The 12,513-nt window shown below is 39.4% G+C and carries 10 protein-coding genes, 1 tRNA gene, 1 pseudogene and 1 riboswitch; of the genes and pseudogenes, 4 read left to right on the forward strand and 8 right to left on the reverse strand.

Annotation, left to right across the window (positions count from 1 at the left end; translation table 11 throughout):
- Position 1 precedes the first annotated feature (1 nt).
- A complete protein-coding gene (locus IPK31_05085) occupies positions 2 to 1,339 on the reverse strand; it encodes an APC family permease (protein MBK8087360.1) in 1,338 nt (445 codons plus the stop codon).
- Positions 1,340 to 1,434: 95 nt separating this feature from the next.
- Here IPK31_05085 and IPK31_05090 point away from each other — a divergent pair, with 95 nt between their 5' ends.
- On the forward strand, positions 1,435 to 3,507 hold the full coding sequence (locus IPK31_05090) for a TonB-dependent receptor plug domain-containing protein (protein MBK8087361.1): 2,073 nt from the start codon (positions 1,435 to 1,437) through the stop codon (positions 3,505 to 3,507).
- Between the two features lie 358 nt (positions 3,508 to 3,865).
- Here the strand turns inward: IPK31_05090 and IPK31_05095 are convergent, their stop codons facing one another.
- Positions 3,866 to 4,612 carry an outer membrane beta-barrel protein gene (locus IPK31_05095; GenBank protein ID MBK8087362.1) on the reverse strand — a complete coding sequence of 249 codons (747 nt, stop codon included), beginning with the start codon at positions 4,610 to 4,612 and terminating at the stop codon, positions 3,866 to 3,868.
- 219 nt (positions 4,613 to 4,831) lie between these two features.
- A riboswitch (cobalamin riboswitch) is annotated at positions 4,832 to 5,049 on the forward strand.
- A gap of 115 nt (positions 5,050 to 5,164) precedes the next feature.
- On the opposite strand from IPK31_05095, the gene IPK31_05100 reads away from it, so the two are divergent.
- The 3 genes and pseudogenes from IPK31_05100 (at position 5,165) to IPK31_05110 (ending at position 7,887) form a co-directional block, all read left to right on the forward strand.
- Positions 5,165 to 7,093, forward strand: coding sequence for a TonB-dependent receptor (locus IPK31_05100; protein MBK8087363.1), 1,929 nt, complete (start codon positions 5,165 to 5,167; stop codon positions 7,091 to 7,093).
- A 67-nt stretch (positions 7,094 to 7,160) separates the two neighbouring features.
- Positions 7,161 to 7,753: pseudogene (locus IPK31_05105) on the forward strand (MarC family protein).
- 62 nt (positions 7,754 to 7,815) lie between these two features.
- Positions 7,816 to 7,887, forward strand: a tRNA-Arg gene (locus IPK31_05110).
- A gap of 78 nt (positions 7,888 to 7,965) precedes the next feature.
- On the opposite strand, the gene IPK31_05115 is transcribed toward IPK31_05110, so the two are convergent.
- From IPK31_05115 to IPK31_05140, 6 genes are all read right to left on the reverse strand, one after another.
- Entirely contained in the window at positions 7,966 to 8,904 is a 939-nt protein-coding gene (locus IPK31_05115) for a phospholipase (GenBank protein MBK8087364.1), read from the reverse strand.
- A 162-nt stretch (positions 8,905 to 9,066) separates the two neighbouring features.
- A complete protein-coding gene (gene ygiD / locus IPK31_05120; GenBank protein ID MBK8087365.1) occupies positions 9,067 to 9,900 on the reverse strand; it encodes a 4,5-DOPA dioxygenase extradiol in 834 nt (277 codons plus the stop codon).
- A 133-nt stretch (positions 9,901 to 10,033) separates the two neighbouring features.
- Complete coding sequence (locus IPK31_05125) at positions 10,034 to 10,474, reverse strand: DoxX family protein (protein ID MBK8087366.1); 441 nt, start codon at positions 10,472 to 10,474, stop codon at positions 10,034 to 10,036.
- Between the two features lie 42 nt (positions 10,475 to 10,516).
- On the reverse strand, positions 10,517 to 11,086 hold the full coding sequence (locus tag IPK31_05130) for a YceI family protein (protein ID MBK8087367.1): 570 nt from the start codon (positions 11,084 to 11,086) through the stop codon (positions 10,517 to 10,519).
- Between the two features lie 35 nt (positions 11,087 to 11,121).
- Entirely contained in the window at positions 11,122 to 11,784 is a 663-nt protein-coding gene (locus IPK31_05135; GenBank protein ID MBK8087368.1) for an NAD(P)-binding domain-containing protein, read from the reverse strand.
- Between the two features lie 91 nt (positions 11,785 to 11,875).
- Entirely contained in the window at positions 11,876 to 12,451 is a 576-nt protein-coding gene (locus tag IPK31_05140) for a Crp/Fnr family transcriptional regulator (protein MBK8087369.1), read from the reverse strand.
- Between the last annotated feature and the right edge of the window lie 62 nt (positions 12,452 to 12,513).

Below are 12,513 nucleotides of genomic sequence, written 5' to 3' on the forward strand. Positions count from 1 at the left end.
GTTATTGAACTTTCTTTTTATGGAATAAAAAATAAATCAGCACAAATACAGCCAAAACAGCCAACCCTGTTAATGCTGCGGCCGGATCAGCAACGGAAATACTGATGCCAACAAATAAATAGGCAGCCATAAAGATGAGCGGCATTAATGGAAACAGTTTCATCTTATAAATGCCTGTGCCATCAAGATGTTTTGTTTTTTTACGAAACCAGAAGATCGTTGCACTGCTCAGCACCATTCCAAAGCAATCAAGAAAAATAGTGAAGGTTAATATTTTTTCAAACTCCTGTGCAAAAAACAGGATCACCAAACACATGGCCGCAAAGATGGTGAGCGAAAAAGTAAGCACATTGTTCTTTTCGTTTTGTTTGGCAAAAAGCTTCGGTAAACTTCCATCCTCACCCATTGCATACATTACACGGGGATTACTCATGAGCAAACCATTTACATAAGCCAGTACACCCAGGAAAAGAAAAGCAGAAAAAACAGTAGCGCCGGTTGTACCGAAAATTTTATCAATCACTACATAAGCAATTTCCCGTTCACCCTTCATCTGGTTAAAGCCAACAAGATTGTAATAACTCATGTTCACCAGTAAATACAAACCAATGATGATGGCAATGCCCATAAAAATACCACGGGGAATATTTTTGGTTGGATTCTGTACTTCGTTTCCAAAGTTGATCGTTTGCTGATAACCTCCGTAGGTAAAGGAAACAGCAATAAGACTTACACCCAAACTTTTTACCCAGTCGAAATAACTGAATGATGCAGCAGTTTGAAGAGCTGAAGGTTCCGGAATAACAGTTGCATATTTATCAGGAAAAAACAAAGCCGCAATCAGCACAAGAATCATAGCGATTTTGATCACCATTAAAATATTCTGTGCAGTTGAGCTGATCTTTAATCCTCGCAGGTTAATGATATAAAAAAGAAGAATGGCTCCGCAGCTTACCAACGCTTTGTGCATGTCGTTCCATTCGCCGGGAAATAATTTTAATAAATAACCGCTTCCGATCAATGCAACACCGCTTAAGCTGGCTGCATTGCTGACTAATATTAAACAGTTAATGGCAAAGGCAATGCTGGGGTGATATGCCTGTGCAAACACTTTGTAGTAACCACCTGTAACAGGATAACGGCTGCCGATCTCAGCATAAGTCAATGCACCGCATAAGGCAACCAATCCGCCAATGATCCAGGCACTGAAATAAACAGAAGGCACAATGGCATCCTTTGCACTGGTGGCTGCCGTTCGGAAAATACCCATTCCAATCACCAGACCTACAACGATCATAGTAAAGGAGAACAGGTTGAGTTTGTTAGTTGAGGTTTTCATGCCATATAATCTATGCGCTGAAGATACTTTTTCTTTATCATCTGCGTTTTAAAAAACTGAATAACCAATCCAATTGTAATTTACCTTTGTAACTCATGAGGAACCAACTACTAACTCTTTCCGCCGCAATCTTTTTTGCCGCCAGTGCTGTTGCACAAAACCAACCTGATACAAGTTCTAAAGAATTAGGTGAAATCATTATCAAAGCATTTGAGCAAAACCGTAAGCTGATGGATGTACCTGCAGCTGTAAGTGCTGTTCAGCAAAAACAACTGCTCCGTTTCGGCAATACATCCATCCTGCCTGCAATGAATGCAGCGCCCGGTGTTCGTATGGAAGAACGCAGCCCCGGCAGTTACCGTTTAAATATTCGTGGAAGTTCATTGCGTTCACCCTTTGGTGTGCGGAATGTAAAAGTATATCTCAACGAAATTCCGTTTACAGAACCGGGCGGATCAACTTATCTTAACCAGCTTGGTTTTTATAATATTCAATCCATTGAAATCTTAAAAGGACCTTCTTCCAGTTTATATGGTGCAGGAAGTGGCGGAACTGTTTTATTGAAAACCCAGGGCATGAATAAACAATCAGGTGTTGGCATTGATTACCTGTTTGGGAGCTTTGGTTTACAAACCATGAATGTACGTGCACAAATTGGCGAAGGCAATTCACAGCAAACCATCAGCTTTAATCAATTAAAAAGTAACGGTTACCGTGACTGGACAAAAGTAAAACGAACTGTGTTCAGCTGGGATACAAAATTTGAACTGAATCAAAAACAAAGCATCCGTACTTTTTTTATGTATGCTGATTTGTTTTATCAAACACCCGGCGGATTAAATCTTGTTGAATTTACAGCCAATCCTAAACAGGCAAGACCTGCAGCCGGTGCATTCCCAAGCAGTGCAGCAGCAAATGCATCGGTTCATCAGAAAACATTTTTCGGCGGCTTCAGTCATGAGTTTGCCATTACAGAAAGCTTTAAAAATATTACTACGCTTTATGGTGCTTTCTCCCAATTTGCCAATGCTGCTGTACGTAATTATGAAAGAAGGTCAGAGCCGCATGCAGGAGGAAGAACTGTATTTGCGTTTACCCCAAAGATTGGTTTAGGCGAATTGAAATTCATTGCAGGTGCAGAATTACAGAGAGGATGGTATAACCTCCGTGTATATAAAAATAAAAATGGTGCAAGCGATACATTACAAACAGAAGATGAAGTGAACCCATTCATCTGGAGCACATTTGCACAGGCCGACTGGAACTTACCCAAAGGATGGATTATTACTGCGGGTGCAAGTCTGAATCAGAATACAATAGAAATCATACGGTTGAATAAGTTTCCACTCAGTCCGCAGAAAAGAACATACGACAACGAAATAGCACCGAGACTTTCATTGCTGAAAAAAGTTGCAAAAGAATTTTCAGTGTATGCATCTGTTGCAAAAGGCTTTTCACCACCAACATCTGTTGAAGTGTTGCCATCAACAGGAATTATTACAACTGACCTGAATGCAGAAGAAGGATGGAACTATGAAGCAGGTGCAAGATTCAACTGGAAAGAAAGATTGTTTGTTGATGTGAATGGTTTTTTATTCAAACTCAATAACACAATTGTACAAAGAAGAGATTTGAGTGGTGCTGATTATTTTGCCAATGCCGGTTCAACGAGACAAAGAGGAGTTGAAACATTTGTTCAGTATAAGATTGCAGATGATGAACGTAAATTTCTTTCACAGAGTAATGTATGGCTCAGCTACACACACAACGATTTCAGGTATCATGATTTTAAACAGCTGACAAATGATTACAGCGGCAAACAATTACCCAGCGTACCAAAAAATATCCTGGCCCTTGGTTTTGATGCAATGATTAAACCCGGAGTTTATATCAATCTTACTTACAACTATAACGACAAAACTCCATTAAATGATGCCAATACATTTTATGCAGGTGATTATCATTTACTGGCGGTAAGACTTGGTTACAAAAAAATATTCGTTGGCAAACTGCAGGCTGAGGTATTTGCTGGTGGCGACAACCTGTTCAACGAAACTTACAGTCTTGGTAATGATATCAACGCAGCAGCCAATCGTTTTTATAATGTTGCACCGGGAAGAAATTATTATGCGGGGATATCGTTTTTCCATGGACATAAAAGAAAATAAGTGCTTGAATTTTTTGTTTAAATTAGAGATTAAGATTTTTTAAACAAACTATTGTTTGCCAATTAATTTACCCTCTTCATGAGTTCAAAATCAATTATACTTATACTCGTTGATTTATTTATCTTCATTGTACTACTGAGGATCGTAATTGGAAACTTCAAAGAAATTAAAAGGTGCTTTTGGTTTTTGATTAAGCCCGACATAATATCAATTGTCGACAAGTCCTTTACAAAGGACTTTAATTACACATACAAGTTTTTGTTCGTTGCAATAATAATGTTTGTAATAATTTGTGGCGAGATTTTCTTTTTCTACTAATCTTTGCTGCTTTGCCTATGCTATCTGTAGTTTATAATGTTTATTTCACCGGCGGGCAATCCCAACTGTTCTTTTTCCCAAAGCGGTAAATAACACCAACCGACACACTGTAATAATGATCTTTAAACCGTGGGTTAGCAGCTTTGCTGAATCCATCGAGGTAATCGGTAAACATATTTCTGTAGGATATTTCTCCATTAATTACAATTCTCGGTGATACTGCATAACGCAATCCTGCACCAACAGGTATGGAAGGTATTAAAACAGGTGTGCGGTGTGCGGCATCCTGTGCAATTCGTGCAGGCAAATCTTCTTCCAGTGAAAAATGTGTTGAATTGAAATTACTCCAGTCACGGCGAATACGTGTATAGCTCACCCCAACTCCGGCAAAAGCATAGGGAGATATTTTTTTACCCACTTCATCCCAACCCCATGGGCTCCATACAATTTGCGGCGATAGTTCAATTAAAGGTGTCTTGAATTTAAAATTCCTGTACTGGTGATAAGCAGGCGTGTTATATTTTGATTCATCTCCTTTTAAGGAAGCAAAGGAAAGGTTCAGCCGCAGGGCCAGTGTTGAATTAAGCTTTCTTGATCCGTGAATTGCAATACCGGGCTTTACTGTTTTCCATGAACCAATGGCACTGGGCGATAAATCACCCTGATACACATATCCACCCACATTAATACCCACTTCATACTTTGAACTTTTTTGCTGTGCATGTAAAGGAGACCCGTGAGTGGCGAAATAAAAAATGAAGAATAAGATACAGACACGACTATTCATACAAATTGATTTAAGGTTTAAGCATCAATGGTTCTGATAAGAACAGTCGTTTGGCAAGAATAGAGTGTATGACAGATCAGCGGATAAAAAAGAAACGCAGAATCAATTAAATCAATATGCCGGATATGTTAAAAACATCTTATGATCTGATTTTTTTTTCATCTGCACATATGTGAATAATCCTGTATAAACAAATTTGAATCTCCAATTCCGCTCCCCTACTTTTGCAACCGTAGCGGTTCCTGACGTTCACAGTCGGGATTAAAAGGGAAGTCCGGTGTAAATCCGGCGCTATCCCCGTAGCTGTAAAGCGATGCCTCAACCCCTGAAGAGGAGTAAGGCAACATCTCAATCTACTTAGCCACTGAATAATATTCGGGAAGGCGTATTGAGTTGATCGTTGAGCCAGAAGACCTGCCGGTACTCCCGATAAATATCGGGATCAAAATTCATTTTGCTTTCGGGTGAAAAGCGTGAAGTGTAAAAGCTGCAAGGCATTTATATTTCCATCTCTTTTTTTTCTGAAAGCAGTCACAACAAAATTTTTCTATTATGAAAAAAACGTTTTTGTTGTTGACTGCATCAATCATCGGCAGTCAACTATCAGCACAGGACAGTTCCAAATCCAGACAATTAGACGAAGTGATCATCACTGCCAACAGGATGGAACAAAAACAATCGCAAACAGGTAAAGTAGTAACAGTTATCGGTAAAGATGTACTGGAAAAAAGCCCCGGCAAATCAGTAGCACAGGTTTTAAACGAACAGGCAGGCATTACAATTAACGGCGCACTCAGCAATGCTGGCACGGTGCAAACAGTATTTATGCGTGGTGCAGCCAGCGGAAGAGTGTTGATACTGATTGATGGAATTCCTATTGGCGATCCCTCTTTTATCAGCAATGAATTTGATCTCAACTTTCTTTCCATCAATGACGTAACAAGAATTGAAATTGCAAAAGGTGCTCAGTCAACTTTGTACGGAAGTGATGCAGTGGCTGGTGTTATCAATATCATCACTACCCGAAAGAATATTACCAAGCCATTCCACATTAAATCAACTGTTACAGCAGGCAATTACAATTCCTTTCGTGGTAACCTGCAATTATTTGGCAATGCAGGAAAGCTCAGTTATCAAACAAGATATTCAACCATTAACACGGGTGGTTTTTCTGCAGCAAAAGACAGCAGCGGAAACAAAGGTTTTGATAAAGACGGTTATCATGGAAATATCATCAATGCTTCTGTACAATATCAATCAACCAAACAGCTGAGTCTTCGGAGTTTTGTACAATACAGCAAGTACAAATCAGATGTGGATGCTTCAGCTTTTACAGATGATAAAGATTTTACCATCCGCAATGCAAATCTTACAACAGGTGCAGGTTTTACATTTAAAAATGATGCTGTTGCAGTAAATGGAAATTATCAGTACAGTGAAAATAACCGTCATTTCCTCAACGACAGCGGGGATATTTCCGGGTTTTCAACTTATATAAGTGATGATTACTTCAGCAAGAGCCAGTTTGTTGAATTGTATGCAACAGTAAAACTGAATAAATCATTCACATTATTACAGGGAGCTGATTACAGGTATGGTTCTTTTAACAACCAGTATCTTTCTATCAGCAGTTATGGCCCTTTCCCAACCAAGTTCAATGATACTTCAGTGAGTCAATCATCCTTATATGCTTCTGTTATTTATAATGGGTTGAATGAAAAACTGAACATTGAACTTGGCGGACGTTTAAATGTACACAGCCGCTACGGAAGCAATTATACCTACACGTTTAATCCGAGTTATAACATCACCAAAAATGTACGTGTATTTGGAAGTATTGCATCAGGATTTAAAGCTCCGGGATTGTATCAACTCTACTCAGGCTATGGTAATGCAAACCTGAAACCCGAAGAAAGTAAAAACGTTGAATTCGGCATACAGCATCAAACAGCATCCATCAAACACAGGCTTGTTTATTTTTACCGTGAAATAAAATCAGGAATTGATTTTGATTATGTAAACTATACTTACTTCAACTTCCCAAAACAGTTTGTGCGTGGACTTGAATATGAAGCTTCTGTTCAAATCAATAAATCATTCGGCATAACCGGTAACTACAGTTATGTAAATGGAACAGAATTTTCACAAAGCAGACTGACCTTTAATGACACAGCATACAGTTACCTGCTTCGCCGTCCTGTTCACCAGTTCAATCTTACCGCTGCTTATAACTGCAAACAATTTTCTGCATCAGTGAGCGGAAAATATGTAAGTGAACGTTTTGATGTGGCAGGCTACCAGGTAAAAGACACAAAGCTGAAAGGATATTTTTTGCTGAATGCCTATGCTGAATATCAGCTGAATAACCATATTAAGTTTTTTGCTGATGCACAAAACATCAGTAATACAGATTTCTACGATTTGAGAGGATTCAACAGCATTCCTTTCATGACCAACGCAGGAGTTACCGTTAACTGGTAAATCTTTTCATCAAAGTGTAAAGCATCTCTCTCGGAGGGATGCTTTACTTTTGTACAAACCAACTGCCATGGAATTCGACATTAAAGAATTACTGACGCTCAGCTTTACACTTTTTGCGGTGATTGATATTGTTGGCTCTGTACCGATGCTGATCTCACTCAAAGAAAAAATGGGTGGCATTAATTCAGGCAAAGCAACCTTGATATCCGGTGGACTGATGGTATTATTCTTTTCCTCGGCAAACCTTTTTTAAATGTGCTGGGTGTTGATGTAAAGTCATTTGCTGTTGCAGGTTCCATTGTAATTTTTATTCTTGGATTGGAGATGGTTTTGGGTATAGAATTCTTTAAGCCCGAAAAAGATGCCAAAGCAGGAACAGTGGTTCCCATTGCATTTCCGTTGATTGCCGGATCGGGAACTTTAACAACTATTATGTCGTTAAAAGCAACCTTTGAACGTTCAGACAGAAATGAGTGGATGATCCTCGTTGCTATATTTATTAACCTGGTCATCATCTATATTGTGCTCCGTTCACTCAACCGGATTCAAAAAGCATTAGGCCCTGCGGGATTAATCGCTGTACGAAAATTTTTTGGCGTAATATTGCTGGCCATTGCAGTAAAAATATTCGGAAGCAATGTAAGTGGGTTGATTAGATGATTTGGAATTTAGATGTTGTTTTCATCAGCACATTTTCAAATCAGCAGATTGCCAAATTAACCGGCCTCGTAGTACAATGGATAGTATAAGAGTTTCCGAAGCTCCAGATCCAGGTTCGATTCCTGGCGAGGCCACTGATAAAAATGCTGCTCCAAAGAGCAGCATTTTTATTTCAATACAATTTGTTTTGTATTTATTCGCATAGAAAAGCTTTATGGCAATTGAAACTGCTGGAAAAAATCCCACAATAAATTATTTGCACTGATTACCTGTGATGGAGTATCGCTGATGGGGCCACCGGGTAATCCACCGGGCCAGCCATGACCGCCATCCTGCGTTAAGTAATACTCTATGGTTACATTACCGCTGCAGGAAGACCATTTAGTAAGTTTATAATCTCCGTTATTAATAATGATCTGCGAAGGGTTGACACAATTATTTTTTAACGACCATACATTCATTACAGAATCAAGGGGATGATAATAAACTCCTGTTAAACCAATTCCTCCCTGGTAAGGAACTTTTGTATCTAACACAGAATGCATATGCAAAACCGGAACAGGCCTTGAAGGATTGCAGGGTTGCGTTACCATCATTGTACAGCCACTTGGTGCAATGGCAGCAATTTTGTCTGGTACTTCACAGGCAAGCCTGTATGATAACATACCGCCATTTGAATGCCCTGTGGCATATACTTTCTTTGCGTTTATTTTATACGAAGCCGTTAATTTATCTATCAGCTGGGAAATAAATTTTACATCATTAATATTATTGTCTCTTGCATATTCACAACAGCCTCCTGCATTCCAGGTTCTCGCTGCAATTGGGCCTGTACTTTTTACACCCTCCGGATAAACTACAATAAAGTTTGAAGCATTTGCTTTTTCTGTAAGCTTTGATGTGGTTTCAAACTGGTTGGCATCACCTCCGCCACCATGCATGGCAATCACCAGTGAAAAACCGGACGATTCATAATAATTGGGAGGAAGGTTCAGCGTATATGTTCTTACCAATCCATCTATAGTGATGGTTTCATTAAAACGGTACACTTTAGGCGGTGCCGGGCTATTGCTTTTGCAGGCTGTAAACAAACTGATAAACAGGAAAAGAATAACTGAAACAGCAGTTGTTCTGCGCAGGAAGTTTTTCATTGAATTAGTTTTTATGCCTGGTAAGACTGGATTTCTCAGAAAACGTTTAAATGAGAAAATAATTTTGCCGGTAAGCAATAAAGTTTTCAGCATTTCTGAAGGCAATAAAAAAGCCACCTGATCCACAGGTGGCTTATATTTTAATGAATGAGGTTTATTCTCCTATCCAACTTTCACCGAGGTCATCGTTAGCGAACCGCCTACTGCCTTATCATTAAAAAATGAAACAGCTTCCTTACTGTTCTTCAACCCTAAGGTGTACAATAAAGGCAGGTAATGTTCAGGAGTGGGAATAGACAGTAATGCTTCTCTCCCCAGCGATTGATAATTAATCAACTGACTATGCTGATTATTACCAATCAGTTCTTTGAATTTATCATTCATCTGTAATGCCCAGTCGAAACCATATTCCGGTTCATCTAATTTATCCCATGCAACCATGCGAAGATTATGCACCATATTACCGCTGCCAATAATCAAAATTCCTTTCTTTCGTAAACTGTACAATTCCTTTGCCAGTTCATAATGATACTGCGGGCCTTTTGTATAATCAATACTCAACTGCAATACGGGTATATCTGCTTTGGGATACATATGCCGGATGATTGTCCATGCACCATGATCCAACCCCCAATCATGATTTAATCCAACTTCGACAGAATGAATGAGTGAGGCTGTTTCTTTTGCCAGTACAGGATTGCCGGGTGCAGGATACTGAACATCAAACAACGCTTGTGGGAATCCACCAAAGTCATGAATGGTTTTTGGAAAATCCATCGCTGTGATATGCGTGCCCTTTGTAAACCAATGTGCTGATACCACCAGCACTGCTTTTGGCGTTGGAATTTCTTTCGCCATCTGGCTCCAGCGCCGGCTGAATTCATTGTCTTCAATTCCATTCATGGGTGAACCATGACCAATGAACAGAACAGGCATCAGTTGATCCTGTTCTGTTAAGTCATCTGTAAATCGGTTGAATGCGGCTAATCCTGTCATACCTGCTGCTCCTGTTATAAGTGTTTGTATAAATTGTTTCCGTTTCATGTATCAACTCCTTCTTAAAATAATACTTCTGTTGCAATATTCAAATAGAGGGCCTCATGAGTGGTACGAAACTTCGTTGATTTGGTTACCGGTTACTGTAAACAACGGACAATTGTTTTTTCTGAATCAATCCATCAACAGAATATCTACCGCTGCCGGTAATGAATAATACTACATACAGCAGTAAGAAATGAATACCCGGTTCTTTGTTGGAAAACGGATCAGCTGCATGAATCATCAATACTGCTACCAGCATTGTAATCGCCAAAGGAATTACTGCCAGTCTTGTTCCAAAACCCACAAGGATAAAAATGGAACAGACTACTTCTGCAAAAACGGTGAGGCCTAATGCAAATGCAGGACTCATGCCGAATAAACCCGGAAACTGAATTGGATCACCTGAAAATAATGTTTCCAGTTTAGGTAATCCGTGATACAGCATCAATGCTGCTACAGCCACTCTTGTAATGAGGATCGCCACATCTACACTTTTTGGGCTGTTTGTTACACTCAATATCTTTTTCATGTTAATTTTCTTTATGCTTTTTTTACGATTTCCTTTAACTGCTTATTGTGCAAATTCTCCATCAGCTTTAATACGCACATCATCACTGATCATTGGTGCAGGGAAACCATTGCCTAAACCGAAATCAGAACGCTTAATAGTACCTGTTAACTGAAAACCGGCAGTAGGTTTCTTCGACATTGGGTTTTCAATCAAACCTCTGTACTGCAGATTCATGGTTACTTCTTTGGTAATACCATGCAGTGTAAGATTGCCTGTAAGTTTATAAGCATCTTTTCCTGTTTTTTTAATTGATGTGCTTTTGAAGGTCAGTTCAGGATATTTCGCTGCATCAAAAAAGTCACCACTCTTCAGGTGATTGTTTCTTGCTTCAATACGAGTATCGATTGATGCAACTTTTGCATTCAATGCAAATACTGCATCGCTGAAATCGGGTTTGGTTGATTCGATGTTCACATCAAAATCATTAAATACACCCGATACATCTGATACGCCAAGATGTGTAACTGTAAAGGTTAACTGTGAATGTGCTTTGTCGTTTTTCCATACAGTTACTGCTGTGAATGCTGATGCCAGGAAAAATAAAGAAAGGATGATTGCTGTTTTTTTCATTGTTTTTGTTTGAATTGATTATTTAAATAGTTGAATTAATTGTGTAAGATTTTCCAGCCTGCCTGCCAGTTATACTGGTTCCTGATGCTGAGCTGAATCATGAGCAGCTGCATATTCTCCAGCGTTTTGCTCACAGATAAATTACCGGCTATAATAGGATTGAAACCGGCAGTATGAACCAGTTCTGCAACTGTTCCTAATGCTGCATCATGATTTCCTGCAACAAAGGCATCAACCTGTTTTCCATCAATCACCGGCTGCATAAAATCAGCAGCGTAAGTGGTATTAAACGCTTTGATCACTTTTGAATCGGGCAATAATTTCTGTAATTCTTCTGCTGCGCTTGTATCAGCAGCAGTGAGTAATCCATCATAGGATGCATTCAGCGGGTTGGAAATACTGATCACTATTTTCTGACTGGCTACCTCTTTAATTTTTTCCGCTATCTCTGCTTCTGCTTCATACGGAACAGCGAGTATAATAATATCTGCTTCCCAGCTGGCTTCATACGCACATTGAATGGTTTCAAAATCGGCAGCGGGAGACTGTTCCCTGATTTCATCACCCAGTATGTTCAGCTGTTCTTCCTCTCTTGAAAAAAGAAGCAAACGGTCATTGCCTTTTGACAATGCTTTGGAAATCGCCTTCCCCATATTTCCTGTGGCCCCTATTACTGCGATTGTTTTCTTTGTTTGCATATCATTGATTTGATAAGGCAAAGCTACACCCGTATCAATGGGTCATCCAATGACATGTGACAAGAAAAAGCATTGACATTTGTCAAGAAGATCAGCGGGTCATCTGCTTGCGGATGCGGCTGAGTGTTTCGGGGCTAACGCCTAAATAAGAAGCAATCAGGTGCTGAGGTACACGGTTAACAATCGCAGAGTATTGAGATAAAAGACGGGAATATTTTTCTTCAGCAGGTAAACCAATGGTGCCTTCAATCCTTCGCTGAAGTGCTACATAAGCATTTTGTAACAGCATTCTTGTGTAGGTTTCATATTTGGGAACATTCTTCAGTAATGATTCCTGCTGTTCATGATCCAGCAGTAAAAGCTCACAATCTTCCAGCGCTTCAATACTGAGACAGGATGGTTCCCTGGTAAAAAAACTATACAGATCAGAGATCCACCAGCCTTCAAATGCAAACTGAATAACACGCTGTGTTCCTTTTGCATCGGTTGAATAAGAACACATAGCCCCCTTTTCTACAAAAGCCATCCGGTTACAAACATCTCCTTCCTGTAAAAGGAATTGTTTTTTCCGCAACTTCTTTGGTGTAAAATAATGTTTGCACAGTTCCAGTTCCTCTTTTGTAACCGGCACTTTTTCCTGTATACTTTTTATCAGCTGATCAAACATAGTAAAATAGAAATGAGAGTTTCAAATGTACAGCTTTATGAATGGACTGAAAGGGAGATTCA

It is taken from the genome of Chitinophagaceae bacterium (assembly GCA_016713085.1).
Lineage (GTDB): Bacteria > Bacteroidota > Bacteroidia > Chitinophagales > Chitinophagaceae > Lacibacter.